Genomic DNA, 24,689 nt, shown 5'->3' with positions numbered 1-24,689 from the left:
TTATGGATAGAAACTCTGCTGGTATCAGTGGTCAATACACAAGATCAGATAATGATTACAACCAACCGGGTAACCAAGCCGCTTCTTCAAGGCGTGGACGGTATAGATATGCCACAGTCAGACAATGGGATAACCCCTCCCGCACTGCCCCGGGGCGTAATGAATTTTACCATTCTCCTTTCACACCCTCTTCTCAACATCTACAGTACCGTTCAGTAAACCCTGCTCAAGATTTTAATGCTCTCACCAAACAGGAAATAATGGATGATCTGGTGAGTAAATCTTATCGTTTCGGTGATCGCTATGATGGGAGACTTCACGGTCAATATGCCAGTTCAATTAAAAAATACACGTCAACTGCTAAAAGACCGTTAAATCGAGCTGAACAAAGCCAGCTGATGCGTTTGCTGCAAAATTTCACAGCAACACGGAGCTGGAATTGGCTAAGCCTGACGACAACACTTCATTCATTGACTTCAGCAGGTGTTTTTACCCCTCATAACCCCATGGATGAGCGTGTAAAGCTTACTCAAGCTAACTTATTGTCAACGCTACTTGATGCGATAATATTTAACTGCAACCAAAAACCTCAAGCCAGGGACATTGATGCACGGGGAATCGCCAACCTGCTATGGGCCATGGCTAAACTGGCGGACAACAGGCAGAAGCGGAGGCCAGAGCTCAACGAGGCCGTGGCCGCGCTGCTGCCCCACGTTAACACACAGAAAGCTAACTTTAACCCACAGGGTATCGCCAACCTGCTGTGGGCCATGGCGAAACTGGTGGACAACGGCCAGGAGCAGACACCAGAACTCAAACAGGCCGTGGCCGCGCTGCTGCCCCACGTTAACACACAGAAAGCTAACTTTAACCCACAGGGTATCGCCAACCTGCTGTGGGCCATGGCAAAACTGGTGGACAACGGGCAGGAGCAAATACCAGCACTCAAAGAGGCCTTGGCCGCGCTGTTGAACCAATTGAACGCACAAAAAGCTAACTTCAGACCACAGGGTATCGCCAACCTGCTGTGGGCCATGGCGAAACTGGTGGACAACGGGCAGGAGCGGACAACAGAGTTCAATGAGGCCGTGGTCGCGCTGTTGCCCCACGTGAACGTACAGAAAGATAACTTTAAACCACAGGAAATCGCCAACCTGCTGTGGGCCATGGCGAAACTGGTGGACAACGGGCAGGAGCAAACACCAGGGCTCAAAGAGGCTCTGGTTGCGTTGTTGCCCCACGTGAACGTACAGAAAGCTAACTTTAAACCACAGGAAATCGCCAACCTGCTGTGGGCCATGGCGAAACTGGTAGACAACGGCCAGGAGCAAACACCAGAACTCAACGAGGCCGAGGCCGTGCTGTTGCCCTACGTGAACGCACAGAAAGCTAACTTTAAACCACAAGGTATCGCCAATCTGCTGTGGGCCATGGCGAAACTGATGGACAACAGGCAGGAGCAGACTCCAGAGCTCAAAGAGGCCGTGACCACGCTGTTGCCCCACGTAAATGCACAGATAGCTAACTTTAAAGCACAGGAAATCGCCAACCTGCTGTGGGCCATGGCAAAACTGGTGGACAACGGGCAGGAGCAGACACCAGAACTCAAAGAGGCCGTAGCCGGGCTGTTGCCCCACGTGAACGCACAGAAAAACCTATTTATTCCTCAGCATATCGCCAACCTGCTATGGGCCATGGCGAAACTGGTTGACAAAGGGCTGGTGCAGACACCAGGGCTCAACGAGGCCGTGGTCGTGCTGTTGCCCCACGTGAACGCACAGAAAGCTAACTTTACACCACAGGAAATCGCCAACCTGCTGTGGGCCATGGCGAAACTGGTGGACAAAGGGGAGGAGCGGACACCAGAACTTAAAGCGGCCGTAGCCGTGTTGTTGCCCCACGTGAAGGCGCAGAAAGACCAATTCAATGCCCAGGATATTACCAACCTGCTGTGGGCCATGGCGAAACTGATGGACAGCGAGCTTGAGCGGTCACCAGGGCTCAACGAGGTCGTGGCCGCGCTGTTGCCCTACCTGGATGCTAAGAAAGATCAACTTATCCCTCAGCATATCGCCAACCTGCTGTGGGCCATGGCGAAACTGGTGGATAACAGGCATGAATTGACACCAGGGTTCAAACAGACCGTTGCCGCACTGTTGCTCCTCGTGAACGCACAAAAAACCAACTTTAAACCACAGGAAATCGCCAGCCTGCTGTGGGCCATGGCGAAACTGGTGGGCAACGGGCAGGAGCAGACACCAGAACTCAAAGAGGCCGTGGCCGCACTGTTGCTCCTCGTGAACGCACAGAAAACCAACTTTAAACCTCAGGAAATTGCCAACCTGCTGTGGGCCATAGCGAAACTGGTGGACAACGGGCAGGAGCAGACACCAGAACTAAAAGAGGCCGTGGCCGCACTGTTGCTCCTCGTAAACGCACAGAAAACCAACTTTAAACCTCAGGGTATCACCAACCTGCTGTGGGCCATGGCGAAAATGGTGGACAACGGCGATGAGAGGACAACAGAGTTCAATGAGGCCGTGGCCGCACTGTTACCCCACGTGAACGCACAAAAAGCTAACTTTACACCACAGGGTATTGCCAACCTGCTGTGGGCCATGGCGAAACTGGTGGACAACGGGCAGGAGCGGACAACGGAGTTCAATGAGGCCCTGGTCGGGCTGCTGCCCCACGTGAACCCACAGAAAGCTAACTTTAAACCACAGGAAATCGTCAATCTGCTCTGGGCCATGGCAAAACTGGTGGACAGCGGGAAGGAGCAGACACCAGAACTCAATGAGGCCGTGGCCGCGCTGTTGCCACACGTGAACGCACAAACAGACCAATTTAATGCCCAAGGCATCGCCAACCTGCTGTGGGCTATGGCGAAACTGGGTGAACTCGTTGACCTGAACGTGGTTACATCCACGCTCGAATCGCTTGTCTACCGAATCAGTGACAACCCTCAGCTCTCTCAGCAAGACATATCGATGTCTCTCTGGGGAGTCATGGTATGCTGTGCCAGATTGTCTCTGTTCTCCAATACCAATAACATTAACGTGCTTGAAAAGAACATGGATGACCTGTTTACTCGCCTGGAAAATACATTCCCGAACAATGAAGATGATCAATCCATCCTTGCCCTGGCCGCCATTTGGCTTGGCAGAACGTGTCCAGTCGTCCCCCATTACCAGACAAATATTTCAAAAACCCAGGTCGACTTTCGCGATCAACTCCAATCATGCTTTCCCTCTTTGCGGATTGAAGAAGAAAAGAGTCTGAATTCATTACCTCCGGTTGACCTGCTCCTGCCAGATCACAACATAGTGATTGAAGTTCAGGGACCGTCTCATTACGTGGGTGGTGATTTCAACACCAGGAATGGTTCGACTCTACTGAAAATCGCACTGTTACAAAAAGCAGGTTTTGAGGTCATTGAAATTCCGGTTAACAGGCTTTGCCATCAGGATTTAATGAAACCATACATTGATCAAATAAAAATCAGGACAGGGATCCCGCCACAGGGGCATGGCTCTGTACCACTTAAAAGAAGTTGGGCAGATGCGGTATACATTACTGCTGATAAAGGCAGGCAACCCTCAAATCATGGTTACTCAACCGCCGAAGAACATCATGAAGAACAAAACGGTAAACCAGCCAAGAGGAAGAAAACAAACAGCCAGTAATCCTCTCCCTTCGACCCAGGAACCGTTTCCACATTACTGCAAAATGAACTTCTGAACAGAACCGCAGTCTGCTTTTTATATTTCCATGAATTAATGAAATATAGTTATGGATAGATGCTCTGCTGGTATCAGTGGTCAATACGCAAGATCAGGCAATGATGACAAAAAAACGGATGACCAAACCGCTTCTTCAAGGCGTGGACGATATAAATATACCACAGTCAGACAATGGGATACCCCCTCCCGCACTGCCCCGGGGCGTAATGAATTTTACCATTCTTCTTTCACACGCTCTTCTCAACATCTACAGTACCGTTCAGTAAACCCTGCTCAAGATTTCAATAGCCTCACCAAACAGGAAATAATGGATGGCCTGCTGAGTAAATCTTATCGTTTCGGTGATCGCTATGATGGGAGACATCACGGTCAATATGCCAGCTTAATTAAAAAATACACGTCAGCTGCTAAACGACCGTTAAATCGAGCGGAACAAAGCCAGCTGATGCGTTTGCTGCAAAATTTCACAGCAACGCGGACCTGGAATTGGCGAAGCCTGACGACGACACTCCACTCATTTACTTCAGCAGGTGTTTTTACTACCCATAGCCCCATAGATGAGCGTGTTAAGCATACTCAAGTTGCCTTATTGTCAACACTGCTTGATGCAATAATATTCAAGTGCAACCAAAAACATGAAGCCAGCTATGTTGGTGCCCAGGAAATCGCCAACATGCTGTGGGCTATGGCGAAACTGGTAGACAGCGGGCAGGAGCGAACACCAGGGCTCAACACGGCTGTGGCCGCACTATTGCCCCACGTGAACGCACAGAAAGACCAATTTATTCCTCAGCATATTGCCAACCTGCTATGGGCCATGGCGAAACTGGTGGACAACGGGCAGGAGCGAACACCAGGGCTCAATGAGGCCGTGGCCAGGCTATTGCCTCACGTTAAAGCACAGAAAGACCAATTTAACACCCAGGGCATTACCAACCTGCTGTGGGCCATGGCGAAACTGGTGGATAACAGGCATGAATTGACTCCAGGACTCAAAGAGGCTGTGGCCGCACTGTTGCCCCACGTGAACGCAAAAAAGAACCAATTTATTCCTCAGCATATCGCCAACCTGCTGTGGGCCATGGCAAAACTGGTGGACAACGGGCAGGAACAGACACCAGAACTCAAAGAGGCCGTAGCCACGCTGTTGCCCCACGTGAACGCACAGAAAGCTCACTTTAAACCACAGGAAATCGCCAACCTGCTGTGGGCCATGGCGAAACTGGTGGACAACGGGCAGGAGCAAACACCGGTGCTCAACGGGGCCGAGGCCGCACTGTTGCCCCACGTGAGCGCACAGAAAGCTAACTTTACAGCACAGGGTATCGCCACCCTGCTGTGGGCCATGGCGAAACTGGTGGACAACGGGCAAAAGCGAACAACAGAGTTCAACGAGGCAGTGGCTGCGCTGTTGCCCCACGTGAGCACACAGAAAGCAAACTTTAAACCACAGGGTATCGCCAACCTGCTGTGGGCCATGGCGAAACTGGTGGACAACGGGCAAAAGCGAACACCAGAGTTCCACGAGGCGGTGGCTGCGCTGTTGCCCCACGTGAACGCAAAAAAAAACCAATTTAATCCTCAGCATATCGCCAACCTACTGTGGGCCATGGCGAAACTGGTGGACAACGAGCAAGAGCAGACACCAGGGCTCAACAAAGCCGTGGCCGCGCTGTTACCCCACGTAAACGCACAGAAAGAACAATTTAATGCCTTGGAAATCGCCAACCTGTTATGGGCCATGGCGAAACTGGTGGATAACAGGCATGAGTTGACACCAGGGCTCAAAGAGGCTGTGGCTGCGCTGTTGCCCCACGTGAGCGCACAGAAAGCAAACTTTACACCACAGGGTATCACCAACCTGCTGTGGGCCATGGCAAAACTGGTAGACAACGGGCAGGAGCAAACACCAGGGCTCAAAGAGACTGTGACCGCGCTTTTATCCCAAGTGAACGCACATAAAGACCAATTTATTCCTCAGCATATCGCCAACCTGCTGTGGGCCATAACGAAACTGGTGGACAACGGGCACGAGCAGACACCAGGGCTCAACAAGGCCGTGGCCGCGCTGTTGCCCCACGTAAACGCACATAAAGACCAATTTAATGCCCAGGGAATCACAAACCTGCTATGGGCCATGGCGAAACTGGTTTATAAGGGTCTGGAGCGGACACCACAGCTCAAAGAGGCCTTGGCCACGCTGTTGCCCCACGTGAACGCACAGAAAGGTAACTTTACACTACAGGAAATCGCCAACCTGCTTTGGGCCATGGCGAAACTGGTTGATAAGGGGCTGGAGCGAACACCACAGCTCAAAAAGGCCGTAACCAGGCTGTTGGCCTTCGTGAACGTACAGAAAGATAGCTTTAAACCACAAGAAATCGCCAGCCTGCTGTGGGCCATGGCGAAACTGGTGGATAGCGGGCAAGAGCGGACACCAGAGTTTAACAAGGCCGTTGCCACGCTATTGCGCAACGTGAACACACAGAAAGCTAACTTTAAACCACAGGAAATCGCCAATCTGCTGTGGGCCACTGCGAAACTGGCGGATAGCGGGCAGGAGCGGACACCAGAGTTTAACGAGGCCGTGGCTGTGCTGTTGCCTCACGTGAACGCAGCGAAAGCTAACTTTAAACCACAGGGAATCGCCAACCTGCTGTGGGCCATGGCGAAACTGGGTGAACTCCTTGAACTGAACGTGGTTATCTCTACGTTCGAAGCGCTTGTCTACCGAATCAGTGAAAATCCTCAGCTCTCTCAGCAAGACATATTTATGTCTCTCTGGGGGTTAATGGTATGCTGTGCCAGATTGTCTCTGGTCTCTGATGCCAACAAAAATAACTGGCTTGAAAGGCACATGGATGACCTGTTTACCCGTCTGGAAAATACATTCCTGCACAATGAAGAGGATCAACGCATCATTGCCATGGCCGCCAGTTGGCTTGGGAGAGCATGCCCGTTCGTCCCCCATTACCAGACTATCAGGTCAAGACCTCAATCCGACTTCCGCGATCAACTCCAATCATGCTTTCCCTCTTTGCAGATTGAAGAAGAAAAGAGTCTGAACTCACTGCCTCCGGTTGACCTGCTCCTGCCAGATCACAACCTGGTGATTGAAGTTCAGGGACCGTTTCATTACGTGGGTGGTGATTTCAAAACCAGGAAGGGTTCGACTCTGCTGAAAATCGCACTGTTGCAAAAAGCAGGATTTGAGGTCATTGAAATTCCGGTTAACAGGTTATGGAATGAGGATTTAATGAAACCATACATTGATCAAATAAAGACCAGGATAGGCATCTCGCCACAGGAGCATGGTTCTGTATCACTTGAAAGTGAGTGGACATATGAGGCATACGTTACTGCTGATAAAGGCGGGCAACCCTCAGATCACGGTTACTTAACCACCGAAGAACATTCAGAAGAGCAAACCGGCAAACCAGGATACAGGAAGAAAACAAAAAGCCAGTAATCCCTGCCCTTCGACCCAGGAACCGTTTTCACATTCCAGCAAAATGAACTTCTGAACAGAACAGCAGTCTGCTTTTTATATTCTCATGAATTAATGAAATATAGTTATGGATAGAAGCTCTGCTGGTATCAGTGGTCAATACGCAAGATCAGGCAATGATGACAACCAACCGGATAACCAGGCCGCTTCTTCACGGCGTGGACGATATAGATATGCCACAGTCAGACAATGGGATAACCCATCCCGCACGGTCCCGGGGCGTAATGAAATTTACCATTCTTCTGCTACACACTCTTCTCAATATCTACTGTGCCATTCAATAAGCAATGCCCAAGATTTTAATGCTCTCATCAAACAGGAAATAATGGATAGCCTGGTGAGTAAAGCTTATCGTTTCGGTCATCGCTATGATGGGAGAGATCACGGTCTATATGCCAGTTCAATTAAAAAATACACGTCAGCGTCTAAAAGACCATTAAATCGAGCGGAACAAAGCCAGCTGATGCGATTGCTGCAAAATTTCACAGCAACGCGAAGCTGGAATTGGCTAAGCCTGACGACAACACTGCACTCATTCACTTCAGCAGGTGTTTTTACCCTCCATAAACCTATGGATCAGCGTATTAAGCGTACACAAGCTGTCCTGTTGTCGACACTGCTGGATGCAATAGTATTCAAGTGCAACCAAAAAGCTGAAGCCAGCTATATTGGTGCCCAGGGTGTCGCCAATCTGCTGTGGGCCATGGCGAAACTGGTAGACAGCGGGCAGGAGCGAAAACCAGTGCTCAACGAGGCTGTGGCCGCACTGTTGCCCCACGTGAACACACAGAAGGACCAATTTATTCCTCAACATATTGCCAACCTGCTGTGGGCCATGGCGAAACTGGTGGACAACGGGCAGGAGCGGACACCAGGGCTCAATGAGGCCGTGGCCAGGCTATTGCCCTACGTGAACGCACAGAAAGGTCACTTTAAACCACAGGAAATCGCCAACCTGATGTGGGCCATGGCGAAACTGGTGGACAACGGGCAGGAGCGGACACCAGGGCTCAATGAGGCCGTGGCCAGGCTATTGCCCTACGTGAACGCACAGAAAGGTCACTTTAAACCACAGGAAATCGCCAACCTGATGTGGGCCATGGCGAAACTGGTGGACAACGGGCAGGAGCAGACACCAGAGTTCAACGAGGCCGTGGTCGCGCTGTTGCCCCACGTGAACGCACAGAAAGAACAATTTAATGCCCAGGGTGTCACCAACCTGCTGTGGGCCATGGCAAAACTGGTGGATAACGGGCAGGAGCAGACGCCAGAGCTCAACGAGGGTGTGGTTGCGCTGTTGCCCTGCGTGAACGCACAGAAAGCTCACTTTAAACCACAGGAAATCGCCAACCTGCTGTGGGCCATGGCGAAACTGGTGGACAATGGGCAGGAGCGAACACCAGAGTTCAACGAGGCCGTGCCCGCGCTGTTGTCTCGGGTAAACGCACATAAAGACCGATTTGATGCACAGGGTATTACCAACCTGCTGTGGGCCATGGCGAAATTGGTGGACAACGGCCAGCAGCGGACACCAGGGCTCAACGAGGCCGTGGCCGCGCTGCTGCCCTGCGTGAATGCACAGAAAGACCAATTTATTCCTCAGCATTTCGCCAACCTGCTGTGGGCCATGGCGAAACTGGTGGACAACGGGCAGGAGCGGACATCAGAGATCAAAGAGGCCGTGGCCGCGTTGTTGCCCCACGTGAACGAACAGAAAGACCAATTTAATGCCCAGGGTATCACCATCCTGCTTTGGGCCATGGCGAAACTGGTTGACAGCGGGCAGAAGCGGACACCAGCGCTCAAAGAGGCCGTGGCCGCACTGTTGCCCCACGTGAATACACAGAAAGCTAACTTTAAACCACAGGAAATCGCCAACCTGCTATGGGCCACGGCGAAACTGGTGGACAACGGGCAGGAGCGGACACTGCAGCTTAAAGAGGCCGTGGCCGTGCTGTTGCCACAAGTGAACCCAGAGAAAGCTAACTTTAAACCACAGGAAATCGCCAGCCTGCTGTGGGCCATGGCGAAACTACTGGACAACGGGCAGGATAGGACACCAGAGCTTAAAGAGGCCCTGGCCACGCTGTTGCCACACGTGAACGCACAGAAAGATAACTTTACACCACAGGCTATCGCCAACCTGCTGTGGGCCATGGCGAAACTGGTGGATAGCGGGCAGGAGCGGACACCAGAGTTTAACGAGGCCGTGGCCGCGCTGTTGCGCCACGTGAACACACAGAAAGCTAACTTTAAACCACAGGAAATCGCCAATCTGCTGTGGGCCACGGCGAAACTGGGTGAGTTCGTTGAGCTGAACATGGTTACCTCTATGTTCGAATCGCTTGTTTACCGAATCAGTGAAACCCCTCAGCTCTCACAGCAAAACATATTGATGTCTCTCTGGGGAGTAATGGTTTGCTGTGCCAGGTTGTCTCTAGACTCCAATAACAATAACTGGCTTGAAAAACACATGGATGACCTGTTTACTCGTCTGGAAAACACCTCCCCAGACAATGAAGAAGATCAATCCATCACTGCTATGGCCGCAAGCTGGCTTGGGAGAGCGTGCCCGGTCGTCCCCCATTACCAGACTACCATGTCAAAACGTCAATCCGACTTTCGCGATCAACTCCAATCAAGCTTTCCCTCTTTGCAGATTGAAGAAGAAAAGAGTCTGAACTCATTGCCTCCGGTTGACCTGCTACTGCCAGATCACAACATGGTGATTGAAGTTCAGGGTCCCTCTCATTACGTGGGTGGTGATTTCAAAACCAGGAATGGTTCGACGCTGCTGAAAATCGCACTGTTGCAAAAAGCAGGATTTGAGGTCATTGAAATCCCAATTAACATGCTTTGGAACCGGAATTCAATGAAACGATGTATTGATCAAATAAAGGCCAGGGTAGACATCTCGTCACAACGTCATGGCTCTGTATCAGTTAAAAGAAGGTGGGCAGATGAGGCATACGTTACTGCTGATAAAGGCAGGCAACCCTCAGATCATGGTTACTTAACCGCCGAAGAACATTCAAAAGAGCAAACCGGCAGACCAGGAAAGAGGAAGAAAACAACCAGCCAGTAATCCTCTCCCTTCGACCCAGGAACCGTTTTCACATTCCAGGAAAGTTCTACCAACGTTGAAGGCCTGTTGTCACTGAATTTCGCCCCAAATGAACTTCTGAACAGAACAGCAGTCTGCTTTTTATATTCTCATGAATTAATGAAATATAGTTATGGATAGAAGCTCTGCTGGTATCAGTGGTCAATACGCAAGATCAGATAATTATTATAACCGACCGGGTGGCCATGCCGCTTCTTCAAGACGTGGACGATATAGATATGCCACAGTCAGACAATGGGATACCCCCTCCCGCACTGCCCCAGGGCGTAATGAATTTTACCATTCTTCTTTCACACGCTCTTCTCAACATCTACAGTACCGTTCAGTAAACCCTGCTCAAGATTTCAATACCCTCACCAGACAGGAAATAATGGCTGGCCTGCTGAGTAAATCTTATCGTTTCGGTGATCGCTATGATGGGAGAGATCACGGTCAATATGCCAGTTCAATTAAAAAATACACGTCAGCTGTTAAAAGACCGTTAAATCGAGCGGAACAAAGCCAGCTGCTGCGCTTGCTGCAAAATTTCACAGCAACACGGAGCTGGAATTGGCGAAGCCTGACGACAACACTTCATTCATTGACTTCAGCGGGTGTTTTTACCCCTCATAACCCCATGGATGAACGCGTAAAGCTTACTCAAGCTAACTTATTGTCAACGCTATTGGATGCAATAATATTTATCCTCAACCAAAAACCTCAAGCCAGGGGCATTGATGCCCAGGGAATCGCCAACCTGCTATGGGCCATGGCGAAACTGGCGGACAACGGGCAGAAGCGAACACAAGAGCTCAACGAGGCCGTGGCCGCGCTGTTGTTCCACGTGAACACACAGAAAGACCTGTTTAATTCTCAGGGTATCGCCAACCTGCTGTGGGCCATGGCAAAACTGGTGGACAGCGGGCAGGATCGGACACCAGGGCTCAATGAGGCCGTGGCCAGACTATTGCCCGACGTGAACGCACAAAAAGCGAACTTTAACCCACAGGAAATCGTCAACCTGCTGTGGGCCATGGCGAAACTGGTGGACAACGGGCAGGAGCAGACACCAGGGCTCAACGAGGCCGTGGCCGCGCTGTTGCCCCACGTGAACGCACAGAAAGCTAACTTTAAACCCCAGGAAATCGCCAACCTGCTGTGGGCCATGGCAAAACTGGTCGACAGCGGGCAGCAGACACCAGAACTCAAAGAGGCCGTGGCCGCGCTGTTGCCCCACGTGAACGCACAGAAAGCTCACTTTAAACCACAGGAAATCGCCAACCTGCTGTGGGCCATGGCGAAACTGGTGGACAACGGGCAGGAGCAAACACCAGTGCTCAAAGAGGCCGTGGCCGCACTGTTGCCCCACGTGAACGCACAGAAAGCTAACTTTACACCACAGGGTATCGCCAACCTGCTGTGGGCCATGGCGAAACTGGTGGACAACGGGCAAAAGCGAACAACAGAGTTCAACGAGGCAGTGGCTGCGCTGTTGCCCCACGTGAGCACACAGAAAGCAAACTTTAAACCACAGGGTATCGCCAACCTGCTGTGGGCCATGGCGAAACTGGTGGACAACGGGCAAAAGCGAACACCAGAGTTCAACGAGGCCGTGGCCGCACTGTTGCCCCACTTGAGCGCACAGAAAGACCAATTTATTCCTCAGCATATCGCCAACCTGCTGTGGGCCATGGCGAAACTGGTGGACAACGGGCAAGAGCAGACACCAGGGCTCAACAAGGCCGTAGCCGCGCTGTTGCCCCACGTAAACGCACATAAAGACCAATTTAATGCCCCGGGAATCGCCAGCCTGCTGTGGGCCATGGCGAAACTGGTGGACAACAGGCAAAAGCGAACACCGGAGCTCAACGAGGCGGTGGCTGCGCTGTTGCCCCACGTGAGCGCACAGAAAGCAAACTTTACACCTCAGGGTATCGCCAACCTGCTGTGGGCCATGGCAAAACTGGTAGACAAGGGGCAAGAGCGAACACAAGGGCTAAAAGAGACCGTGGCCGCGCTTTTATCCCACGTGAACGCACAGAAAGACCAATTTATTCCTCAGCATATCGCCAACCTGATGTGGGCCATGGCGAAACTGGTGGACAACGGGCAGGTGCTGACGCCAGAGCTCAAAGCGGCAGTGACGGCGCTGTTGCCCTATGTTAATGCAAATAAAGACCAATTTATTCCTCAGCATATCACCAACCTGCTGTGGGCCATGGCGAAACTGGTGGACAAGGGGCAGGCGCGAACACCAGGGCTTAAAGGTGCCGTGGCCGTGCTGTTGCCCTTCGTGAACGCAAAGAAAGACCAATTTATTCCTCAGCATATCGCCAACCTGCTGTGGGCCATCGCGAAACTGGTAGACAACGGGCAGGAGCGAACACCAGAGTTTAACGAGGCCATGGCCGCGCTGTTGCCACGCGTCAACACGGAGAAAGCTAACTTTAAACCACAGGAAATCGCCAATCTGCTGTGGGCCACAGCGAAACTGGGTGAGTTCGTTGAGCTGAACCTGGTGACCTCTATGTTCGAATCGCTTGTTTACCGAATCAGTGAACACCCTCAGCTCTTACAGCAAGACCTATTGATGTCTCTCTGGGGAGTCATGGTTTGCTGTGCCAGATTGTCTCTGGACTCCAATAACAATAACTGGCTTGAAAAGCACATGGATGACCTGTTTACTCGTCTGGAAAATACATCCTCAGACAATGAAGAGGATCAACGCATCATTGCCATGGCCGCAAGTTGGCTTGGGAGAGCGTGTCCAGTCGTCCCCCATTACCCGACAAACATTTCAAAAACCCAGGGCGACTTTCGCGATCAACTCCAATCATGCTTTCCCTCTTTGCAGATTGAAGAAGAAAAGAGTCTGAACTCATTGCCTCCGGTTGACCTGCTGCTGCCAGATCACAACATGGTGATTGAAGTTCAGGGGCCCTCTCATTACGTGGGTGGTGATTTCAACACCAGGAATGGTTCGACGCTGCTGAAAATCGCACTGTTGCAAAAAGCAGGATTTGAGGTCATTGAAATTCCGGTTAACAGGCTCTTGACTCAGGATTCAATGAAACCATACATTGATCAAATAAAGTCCAGGACAGGCATCCCGCCACAGGGGCATGGCTCTGTATCACTTAAAAGAACGTGGGCAGATGCGGCATACGTTACTGCTGATAAAGGCAGGCAACCCTCAGATCACGGTTACCTGACCGCCGAAAAACAGTTAGAAGAACAAACCGGCAAACCAGCCAGGAGGAAGAGAAAAAACAGCCAGTACCCCCCCCCCTCCCTTCCACCCAGGAACCGTTTTCACATTCAAGTAAAGTTCTACCAGCTGAAGACCTGTTGCCCCTGAATTTCGCCCCGGATGATTTGAAGATAATGGATGGTTGGCATCAGGAGCAGATGAGTTTCTCCCACTGCTTACATTGATCAACATTCCAGCAAAATGAACTTCTGAACAGAACAGCAGTCTGCTTTTTATATTCTCATGAATTAATGAAATATAGTTATGGATAGAAACTCTGCTGGTATCGGTGGTCAATACACAAGATCAGATAATTATTATAACCGACCGGGTGGCCATGCCGCTTCTTCACGGCGTGGACGATATATATATGCCACAGTCAAACAATGGGATAACCCCTCCCGCACTGCCCCGGTGCGTAATGAATTTTACCATTCTTCTTTCACACGCTCTTCTCAACATCTACAGTACCGTTCAGTAAACCCTGCTCAAGATTTTAATGCTCTCACCAGACAGGAAATAATGGATGACCTGGTGAGTAAATCTTATCGTTTCGGTGATCGCTATGATGGGAGACATCACGGTCAATATGCCAATTCAATTAAAAAATACACGTCAGCGTCTAAAAGACCATTAAATCGAGCCGAACAAAGCCAGCTGATACGTTCACTGCAAAATTTTTCCGTAACACGGAGCTGGAATTGGCGAAGCCTGACGACAACACTTCATTCATTGACTTCAGCGGGTGTATTTACCCCTCATAACCCCATGGAGGAGCGTGTTAAGCATACTCAAGCTGCGTTACTGTCAACGCTACTTGATGCAATAATATTCAAGTGCAACCAAAAACCTCAATCCAGGGATATTGATGCCCAGGGTGTCGCCAACCTGCTGTGGGCCATGGCAAAACTGGTAGACAGCGGGCAGGAGCGAACACCAGGGTTCAACGAGGCTGTGGCCGCACTGTTGCCCCTCGTGAACGAACAGAAAGACCAATTTAATGCCCAGGGTGTCGCCAACCTTCTATGGGCCATGGCGAAACTGGTGGACAAGGGCCAGGAGCGGACACCGGGGCTCAATGAGGCCCTGGCCAGGCTATTGCCCGACGTGAACGCACAGAAAGATAACTTTAAACCACAGGAAATTGCCAACCTGCTGTGGGCCATGGCGAAACTGGTGGACAACGGGCACGAGCAGACACCAGGGCTCAACGGGGCCGTAGCCGTGCTGTTGCCCCTCGTGAACGCACAGAAAGCTCACTTTAAACCACAGGAAATCGCCAACCTGCTGTGGGCCATGGCGAAACTGGTGAACAACGGGCAGGAGCAGACACCAGAGTTCAACGAGGCCGTGGCCGCACTGTTGCTCCTCGTGAACGCACAGAAAACCAACTTTAAACCACAGGAAATTGCCAACCTGCTGTGGGCCATGGCGAAACTGGTGGATAACAGGCATGAGTTGACACCAGGGCTCAAAGAGGCTGTGGCCGCATTGTTGCCCCACGTGAACCCCAAAAAAAACCAATTTATTCCTCAGCATATCGCCAACCTGCTGTGGGCCATGGCAAAACTGGTGGACAACGGACAGGAACAGACACCAGAACTCAACGAGGCCGTGGCTACGCTGTTACCCCACGTAAATGAACAGAAAGCTAACTTTAAACCACAGGGTATTGTCAACCTGCTGTGGGCCATGGCGAAACTGGTGGGCAGTGGGCTAGAGCGGGCACCAGAGCTCAAAGAGGCCGTGGCTGCGCTGTTGCCCCATGTGAACGCACAGAAGGACCAATTTGATGCCCAGGGTATCGCCAACCTGCTGTGGGCCATGGCGAAACTGGTGGATAACAGGTATAAGTTGACACCAGGGCTCAAAGAGGCTTTGGCCGCACTTTTGCCCCACGTGAACCCCAAAAAAACCAATTTATTCCTCAGCATATCGCCAACCTGCTGTGGGCCATGGCAAAACTGGTGGACAACGGACAGGAACAGACACCAGAACTCAACGAGGCCGTGGCTACGCTGTTACCCCACGTAAATGAACAGAAAGCTAACTTTAAACCACAGGGTATTGTCAACCTGCTGTGGGCCATGGCGAAACTGGTGGGCAGTGGGCTAGAGCGGGCACCAGAGCTCAAAGAGGCCGTGGCTGCGCTGTTGCCCCATGTGAACGCACAGAAGGACCAATTTGATGCCCAGGGTATCGCCAACCTGCTGTGGGCCATAGCGAAACTGTTGGACAACGGGCAGAAGTGGTCACCAGGGCTCAATGATGCCGTGGCCGCGCTGTTGCCCCACGTGAACGCAAACAAAGACCAATTTATTCCTCAGCATATCGCCAACCTGCTGTGGGCCATGGCGAAACTGGTGGACAACGAGCAAAAGCGAACACCAGAGTTCAACGAGGCGTTGGCTGCGCTGTTGCCCCACGTGAGCGCACAGAAAGCAAACTTTAAACCACAGGGTATCGCCAACCTGCTGTGGGCCATAGCGAAACTTGTAGACAACGGGCAAGAGCTAACAACAGAGCCCAAAAAGGCCGTGGCCGCCCTGTTGCCCCACGTAAACACACATAAAGACCAATTTAATGCCCTGGGAATCGCTAACCTTCTGTGGGCCATGGCGAAACTGCTGGACAACGGGGAGGATAGGACACCACAGCTTAAAGAGGCCGTGGCTGCGCTTTTGCCACACGTGAACGCACAGAAAGGTAACTTTAAACCACAGGGTATCGCCAACCTGCTGTGGGCAATGGCGAAACTGATGGATAGCGGGCAGGATCGAACAACAGGGCTTCACGAGGCCGTGACTGCTCTGTTGCCTCACGTGAACGCAAAGAAAGACCAATTTAAAGCCCAGGGAATCGCCAACCTGCTGTGGGCCATGGCGAAACTGGGTGAACTCCTTGAGCTGAACGTGGTTATCTCTACGTTCGAATCGCTTGTCGACCGCATCAGTGAAAATCCTCAGCTCTCTCAGCAAACGATATTGATGTCCCTTTGGGGAGTAATGGTATGCTGTGCCAGGTTGTCACCAGACGCCAATAACAATCACTGGCTTGAAAAGCACATGGATGACTTGTTTACTCGCGTGAAAAATACATCTCCGGATAACTTAGAGGATCAATCCGTTATTGCCATGGCAGCAAGTTGGCTTGGTAGAGCCTGTCCTGTCGTCCCCCATTACCAGACAACTGTTTCAAAACCTCAAGCCGACTTCCGCAATCAACTCCAATCATGCATTCCCTCTTTGCAGATTGAAGAAGAAAAGAGTCTGAACTCATTACCTCCGGTTGACCTGCTACTGCCAGATCACAACATGGTGATTGAAGTTCAGGGTCCCTCTCATTATGTGGGTGGTGATTTTAAAACCAGGAATGGTTCGACTCTGCTGAAAATCGCACTGCTGCAAAAAGCAGGATTTGAGGTCATTGAAATCCCGGCTAACCAGCTTTTGAACAACGATTTAATGAAACCATATATTGATCAAATAAAGATCAGGACAGGCATCCCGCCACAGGGGCATGGCTCTGTATCACTTAAAAGAAGGTGGGCAGATGCGGCATGCGTTACTGCTAATGACAGGCAACCCTCAGATCACGGTGACTTAACCGCCGAAGAACATTCAGGAGAACAAACCAACCCGGCAAAGAGGAAGAAAACAAACAGCCAGTAATCGTCTTCCTCCCATCATGACTCAAGTAAACTTTTCAGCAAAATGAACTTTTGAACAGAACCACTGTCTGCTTTTTAAATTTTCATGAATTAATGAAATATAGTTATGGACAGAAGCTCTGCTGGTATCAGTGGTCAATACGCAAGATCAGGTAATGGTTACAACCAACCGGGTAGCCATGCGGCGTCTTCAAGGCGTGGGCGATATAGGAATGCCACCGCCAGACAATCGAATAATCCCCCCCACACTGCCCCGGGGCGTAATGTTAACCATTCTTCTGGCACACGCTCTTCTCAATCTCTACAGAGCCGTACAGTAAACCCTGCTCCAGATTTTAATGCCCTCATCAAACAGGAAAAAATGGATGATCTGGTGAGAAAATCGGATCGTTTCGGTCATCGCTATAATGGGAAAAATCACGGTCAATTTGCCAGTTCGATTAAAAAATACACGTCAGCGTCTAAAAGACCGTTAAATCGAGCGGAACAAAGCCAGCTGATGCATTTGCTGCAAAATTTCACCGCAACGCGGAGCTGGAATTGGTTAAGCCTGACGACAACACTTCACTCATTTACTTCAGCGGGTGTTTTCACCCCTCATAAACCAATGGATGAGCGTGTTAAGCTTACTCAAGCTCACTTATTGTCAGCACTACTTGATGCAATCATATTCAAGTGCAACCAAAAAACTCAAGACGAGGATGTTGCTGCCCAGGGGGTCGCCAACCTGCTGTGGGCCATGGCGAAACTGGTAGACAACGGGCAGAAGCTGATACCGGGGCTCAAAAAGGCCGTGGCCGCGCTGTTGCCACACGTGGATGCACAGAAAGACCAATTTATACCTCAGAATACCGCCAACCTGCTGTGGGCCATGGCGAAACTGGTGGAGAACGGGCAGGAGCTGACACCAAAGTTCAAAAAGGCCGTGGCATCGCTGTTGTCCCTCGTGAACGCACAGAAAGCTGACTTTAGCCCACAGGAAATCGCTAACCTGCTGTGGGCCATGGCGAAACTGGTGGATAACAGGTATAAGTTGACACCAGGGCTCAAAGAGGCTTTGGCCGCACTTTTGCCATTCGTGAAGGCAAAGATAGATAAATTTAATGCCCAGGATATCGCCAACCCGCTGTGGGCCATGGCAAAACTGGTAGACAATGGCCAGAAGCGGACACCAGAGCTCAAAGAGGCCGTGGCCGCGCTGTTGCAACACGTGGATGCACAGAAAGACCAATTTATACCTCAGCATACCGCCAACCTGCTGTGGGCCATGGCAAAACTGGTAGACAACGGGCAGAAGCTGACACCGGGGCTCAAAGAGGCCGCGGCCGCGCTGTTGCCCTTTGTGAAGATGCCAAAAAAACCATTTAATGCCCAGGGTATCGCCAACCTGCTGTGGGCCATGGCGAAACTGGTAGACAACAGGCAGAAGCTGACACCGGGGCTCAAAGAGGCCGCGGCCGCGCTGTTGCCCTTTGTGAAGATGCCAAAAAAACCATTTAATGCCCAGGGTATCGCCAACCTGCTGTGGGCTATGGCAAAACTGGTAGACAACGGGCAGGAGCGGACACCAGAGCTCAAGGAGGCCGTGGCCGCGCTGTTGCCCCTCGTGAGCGCACAGAAAGACCAATTTAATGCCCAGGGAATCGCCAACCTCCTATGGGCCATGGCGAAACTGGTGGACAACGGGCAGGAGCGGACACCCGATTTCAACTCGGCTGTGACCGCGCTTTTGTCCCAAGTGGACATAAAGAAAGCTAACTTTAAACATCAGGAAATCGCCAACCTGCTGTGGGCGATGGCGAAACTGGTGGCTAACGGGCAGGAGCGGACACCAGAGTTCAACAAGGCCCTGGGGGCGCTGTTGCCCCACGTGAACACACAGAAAGACCAATTTATTTCTCAGCATATCGCCAACCTGCTGTGGGCCATGGCGAAACTGGTGGCTAACGGGCAGGAGCGAACACCAGAGTTTAACCAGGCCATGGCCGCGCTGTTGCCATGCATCAACACGGAGAACGCTAACTTTAACCCACAGGAAATCACTAACGTGCTGTGGGCCATGGCGAAGTTGGCAGACAACGGGCTGGAGCAGACACCAGGGCTCGAAGGAGCTCTGGCCGCGTTGTTGCCCCGTGTGAACGCTCAGAAGGAGCAATTTATTCCTCAAAATATCGCCAACCTGCTGTGGGCCCTGGCAAAACTGATGGACAAAGGGGAGTCGACACCTGAGCCCAACGCGGTCATTGCCGGGCTGCTGCACCAGGTGAACGCACAGAAAGCCAATTTTAAACCACAGGGTATCGCCAACCTGCTGTGTACCATGGCGAAACTGGTGGACAACGGGCAGGAGCGATCACCAGAGTTTAAGGAGGCCATGGCCGCGCTGTTGCCATGCATCAACACGGAGAAAGCTAACTTTAAACCACAGGAAATCGCTAACGTGCTGTGGGCCATGGCGAAACTGGCGGACAACGGGCTGGAGCAGACACCAGGTCTCAAAGAAGCTGTGGCCGCGTTGTTGCCCCATGTGAACGCTCAGAAGGGGCAATTTATTCCTCAGCATATCGCCAACCTGCTGTGGGCCATGGCGAAGCTGGTGGACAAAGGGCTGGAGCAAACTCCAGAGCTCAAAGAAGCTGTGGCCGCACTGTTGCTCGACGTGAATGCACAGAAAGACCAATTTAATGCCCAGGGTACCGCCAACCTGCTGTGGGCCATGGCGAAACTGGTGGACAACGGGCATGAACAGACGCCGGAGCTCAAAAAGGCCGTGGCTACACTGTTACCCCACGTGAAAACACAGATAGACCAATTTATTCCTCAGCATATCGCCAACGTGCTGTGGGCCATTGCGAAACTGGTGGACAACGGGCTGGAGCAGACACCAGGGCTCAAAGAAGCTGTGGCCGCGTTGCTATCCGATGTTAACGATAAGAAGAAGCAATTTATTTCTCAGCATATCGCCAACCTGTTGTGGGCCATGGCGATGCTGGGTGAACTCGTTGAGCTGAACCTGACTACCTCTACGTTCGAATCGCTTGTCTATCGAATCAGTAAAAACCTTCAGTTTTCTAATAAGGAAGAGATATCGATGTCTCTCTGGGGAGTCATGGTATGCTGTGCCAGGTTGGCTCTAGACTCCAAAACCAATAAAAATAACGTGTTTGAAAAGCACATGGATGACCTGTTGACGCGCCTGGAAGAGACCCTACCAGATAATGAAGAGGATCAATCCATCATGATCATGGCCGCAAGTTGGCTTGGCAGAACCTGTCCGGTCGTCCCCCATTACCAGACAAACATTTCAAAAACCCAAGCCGACTTCCGCGATCAACTCCAATCATCTATCCCATCTCTGAAAATTGAAGAAGAAAAGAGTCTGAACTCATTGCCTCCGGTTGACCTGCTACTGCCAGATTACAATATCGTGATTGAAGTTCAGGGACCGTCTCATTACGTGGGTGGTGATTTCAACACCAGGAATGGTTCGACTCTGCTGAAAATCGCACTGTTGCAAAAAGCAGGATTTGAGGTCATTGAAATTCCGGTTAACAGCCTTGACAATCAGGATTTAATGAAACCATACATTGATCAAATAAAAACCAGGACAGGGATCCCGCCACAGGGGGATGGCTCTGTATCAATTAAAAGAAGGTGGGCAGATGAGGCATGCATTACTGCTGATGACAGGCAACCCTCAGATCACGGTTACTTAACCGCCGAAGAACAGTCAAAAGAACAAACCGGCAAACCAGCCAAGAGGAAGAAAAAAAAGCGAGGAACCCCCTCCTCTCGACCCAGGAACCGTTTTCACATTCCAGCAAAATGAACTTCTGAACAAAACCACAGTCTGCTTTTTATATTTCCATGAATTAATGAAATATAATTATGGACAGAAGCTCTGTCGGCATCAGTGGTCAATACGCAAGATCAGATAATGGTTACAGCCAACCGGGTGACCATACCGCTTCTTCAAGGCGTGGGCGATATAGACATACCACCGTCAGACAATGGAATAATCCCCCCCGCACTGCCCCGGGGCGTAATGAATTTGACCATTCTTCTTTCACACGCTCTTCACAGCATCTACAGTACCGTTCAGTAAACCCTGCTCAAGATTTCAATACCCTCACCAGGCAGGCAATAATGGATGGCCTGCTGAGTAAATCGAATCGTTTCGGTGATCGCTATGATGGGAGAGATCACGGACAATATGCCAGTTCAATTAAAAATTACACGTTAGTTTCTAAAAGACCTTTAAATCGAGCTGAACAAAGCCAGCTGATGCGTTTTCTGCAAAATTTCACAGTAACACGGAGCTGGAATTGGCGAAGCCTGACGACAACACTTCATTCATTTACTTCAGCGGGTGTTTTTACCCCTGATAACACCATGGATCAGCGTGTTAAGCGGACACAAGCTGCCTTATTGTCAACGCTGCTGGCTGCAATAATATTCAAGTGCAACCGCAAAGCTGCAGCATGGGATATTGATGCCCGGGGAATCGCCAACCTGCTGTGGGCCATAGCGAAACTGGTGGACAACGGCCAGAAGCACACACCAGAGTTCCGGGAGGCCGTGGCCGCGCTGTTGCCACACGTGGATGCACAGAAAGACCAATTTATACCTCAGCATACCGCCAACCTGCTGTGGGCCTTAGCGAAACTGGTGGAGAACGGCCAGGAGCAGACACCAGAACTCAAAGAGGCCATGGCTGCCCTGTTACCCTGCGTGAACGCACAGAAAGCTGACTTTAAACCACAGGAAATCACTAACCTGCTGTGGGCCATGGCGAAACTGGTGGACAACGGGCAGAAGCAGACACCGGAACTCAAAAAGGCTGTGACTGCGCTGTTGCCCCGCGTAAAGGCAAAGAAAGATCAATTTAATGCCCAGGATATCGCCAACCAGCTGTGGGCCATTGCGAAACTGTTGGTCAACGGGCACGAATGGACACCCGAACTCAACGATGCCGTGACCGCATTGTTGCCCCGCGTGAACAAACAGAAAGCCCAATGTACTCCTCAACATCTCGTCAACCTGCTGTGGGCCATGGCGAGACTGGTGATCAACGGGCAGGAACAGAAACCTGAGCTAAACGAAGCCGTAGCCACACTGTTGCCCCATATAAACGCACAGAAAGACCAATTTAATGCCCAGCATATCGCCAACCTGATTTGGGCCATGGCAAAACTGGTGAGCAATGGGCAGGAGCAGACACCAGAACTCAAAGAGGCCGTAGCCGCGCTATTGCACAAAGTGAAAGAACAGAAAGCAAATTTTAAACCACAGGGTATCGCCAACCTGCTGTGGGCTGTGGCGAAACTGGTGGACAACGGCCAGGATCAGACACCGGGGCTCAACAAGGACGTGGCCGCGCTGTTGCCCTGTGTGAAGGCACAAAAAGAACAATTTAATGCCCAGGGTGTCGCCAACCTGCTGTGGGCCATGGTGAAACTGATGGACAACGGTCAGGAGCGGACACCCGATTTCAATGCGGCTGTGACCGCGCTTTTGTCCCAGGTGGACATAAAGAAAGCTAACTTTAAACGTCAGGAAATCGCCAACCTGATTTGGAGCATGGCAAAACTGGTGGACAACGGGCACAAGTGGACACCCGAGTTCAACGAGGCCGTGACCGCGCTGTTGCCCCATGTGAGCGCACAGAAATACCGATTTATTCCCCAGCATATTGCCAACCAGCTGTGGGCCATGGCGAAACTGGTGGACAACGGGCTGAAGCGGACACCACAGCTCAAAGAGGCCGTGGCCGCGCTACTGGCACACGTGAACGCAGATAAAGCCAACTTTAAACCACAAGAAATCGCCAACGTGCTGTGGGCCATGGCGAAACTGGCGGACAACGGGCTGGAGCAGACATCGGGGCTCAAAGAAGCTGCGGCCGCGTTGTTACCCCATGTGAACACTCATAAAGAGCAATTCATTCCTCAGCATATCGCCAACCTGCTGTGGGCCATGGCAAAACTGATGGACAAAGGGGAGTCGACACCAGAGCCCAACGCGGTCATGGCCGGGCTGCTGCACCAGGTGAACGCACAGAAAGCCAATTTTAAACCTCAGGGCATCGCCAACCTGCTGTGGGCCATGGCGAAACTGGTGGACAACATGAAGGACCGGATACCAGAACTCAACGAAGCTCTGGTTGCACTGTTGCCCCACGTGAACGAGCAGAAAGTTAACTTTAAACCACAGGAAATCGCCAACGTGCTGTGGGCCATGGCCAAACTGGTAGACAATGGGTATGAGCCGACAACAGAGTTCATCAAGGCTATAACCGCGCTGTTGCCCTGTGTGAACGCACAGAAAGGCCAATTGATTCCTCAGCATATTGTCAACCTGCTGTGGGCCATGGCGAAACTGGTGGACAACGGGCTGAAGTGGATACCGGGGCTCAAAGAGGCCGTGGCCGCGCTGCTGCCCCACGTTAGCCCACAGAAAGCTAACTTTGAACCACAGGGTACCGCCAACCTGTTGTGGGCAATGGCGAAACTGGTGGACAACGGGCAGGAACAGACGCCGGAGCTCAACGAGGCCGTGGCGGCACTGTTGCCCCACGTGAACACACAGAAAGACCAATTTATTCCTCAGCATATCGCCAACCTGCTGTGGGCCATGGCGAAACTGATGGACAAAGGACAGGAGCAGACGCCAGAGTTCAATGATACCGTGGGCGCGCTGTTACCCCTCGTGAACGCACTGAAAGATCAATTTACTTCTCAGCATATCGCCAACCTGTTGTGGGCCATGGCGAAGCTGGGTGAACTCGTTGAGCTGAACGTGGTGATATCGACGTTCAAATCGCTCGTCTACCGAATCAGTGGCAACCCCCAGGTCTCCAGGCAAGCGATATTGATGTCTCTCTGGGGAGTAATGGTATGCTGTGCCAGGCTGTCCCTGGTCTCCAATGGCAATAAAAATAATGAGTTTGAAAAGCCTATGGATGAACTGTTTACCCGGCTGAAAACAGACTTCCCGGACAATGAAGAAGATCAATCCATCATTGCCATGGCCGCAAGTTGGCTTGGGGTACCTTGTCCGTTCTTCCCCCGTTACCAGACCGTCATTTCAAAACCTCAAACCTTCTTCCGTGAGCAACTCCAATTATGCCTTCCCACTTTGCAGATTGAAGAAGAAAAGAGTCTGAACTTTTTACCTCCGGTTGACCTGCTGCTGCCAGATCACAACATTGTGATTGAGGTTCAGGGCCCCTTTCATTACGTGGATGGTGATTGCAAAGCCAGGAATGGGTCGACTCTGCTGAAAATCGCACTGTTGCAAAAAGCAGGATTTGAGGTCATTGAAATCCCGGTTAACCAGCTTGGTAACCAGGATTCAATGACATTATGTATTGATCAAATAAAAACCAGGGTAAACCTCTCAGCAAAATGAACTTC

At 51.3% G+C, this 24,689-nt stretch carries 8 protein-coding genes; all 8 read left to right on the top strand.

Annotation, left to right across the window (positions count from 1 at the left end; all coding sequences use genetic code 11):
- Positions 1-2: 2 nt before the first annotated feature.
- A complete protein-coding gene (locus tag ACO6UX_RS23615; protein ID WP_422450750.1) occupies positions 3-3,686 on the top strand; it encodes a DUF1601 domain-containing protein in 3,684 nt (1,227 codons plus the stop codon).
- 106 nt (positions 3,687-3,792) lie between these two features.
- Entirely contained in the window at positions 3,793-7,212 is a 3,420-nt protein-coding gene (locus ACO6UX_RS23610) for a DUF1601 domain-containing protein (protein ID WP_422450748.1), read from the top strand.
- 106 nt (positions 7,213-7,318) lie between these two features.
- A complete protein-coding gene (locus tag ACO6UX_RS23605; RefSeq protein ID WP_422450747.1) occupies positions 7,319-10,336 on the top strand; it encodes a DUF1601 domain-containing protein in 3,018 nt (1,005 codons plus the stop codon).
- Between the two features lie 151 nt (positions 10,337-10,487).
- Positions 10,488-13,712: a DUF1601 domain-containing protein gene (locus ACO6UX_RS23600; protein WP_422450745.1), complete on the top strand. Its 3,225-nt coding sequence runs from the start codon at positions 10,488-10,490 to the stop codon at positions 13,710-13,712.
- Between the two features lie 156 nt (positions 13,713-13,868).
- Positions 13,869-15,638 carry a DUF1601 domain-containing protein gene (locus ACO6UX_RS23595; RefSeq protein WP_422450744.1) on the top strand — a complete coding sequence of 590 codons (1,770 nt, stop codon included), beginning with the start codon at positions 13,869-13,871 and terminating at the stop codon, positions 15,636-15,638.
- Positions 15,560-17,275, top strand: a complete 1,716-nt coding sequence (locus tag ACO6UX_RS23590; protein ID WP_422450743.1) for a DUF1601 domain-containing protein — start codon at positions 15,560-15,562, stop codon at positions 17,273-17,275. The genes ACO6UX_RS23595 and ACO6UX_RS23590 overlap by 79 nt, the downstream gene beginning before the upstream one ends.
- A gap of 105 nt (positions 17,276-17,380) precedes the next feature.
- Entirely contained in the window at positions 17,381-21,103 is a 3,723-nt protein-coding gene (locus ACO6UX_RS23585) for a DUF1601 domain-containing protein (RefSeq protein ID WP_422450741.1), read from the top strand.
- Between the two features lie 59 nt (positions 21,104-21,162).
- A complete protein-coding gene (locus ACO6UX_RS23580; protein WP_422450740.1) occupies positions 21,163-24,684 on the top strand; it encodes a DUF1601 domain-containing protein in 3,522 nt (1,173 codons plus the stop codon).
- Positions 24,685-24,689: the final 5 nt, after the last annotated feature.

Origin of the sequence: Endozoicomonas sp. ALB091 (assembly GCF_049310265.1) — a bacterium.
In the GTDB taxonomy this organism is placed as follows: Bacteria; Pseudomonadota; Gammaproteobacteria; order Pseudomonadales; family Endozoicomonadaceae; genus Endozoicomonas.
Note: the sequence above shows the minus strand (reverse complement) of the source record. Positions and strands in the feature narration are given on the sequence as shown.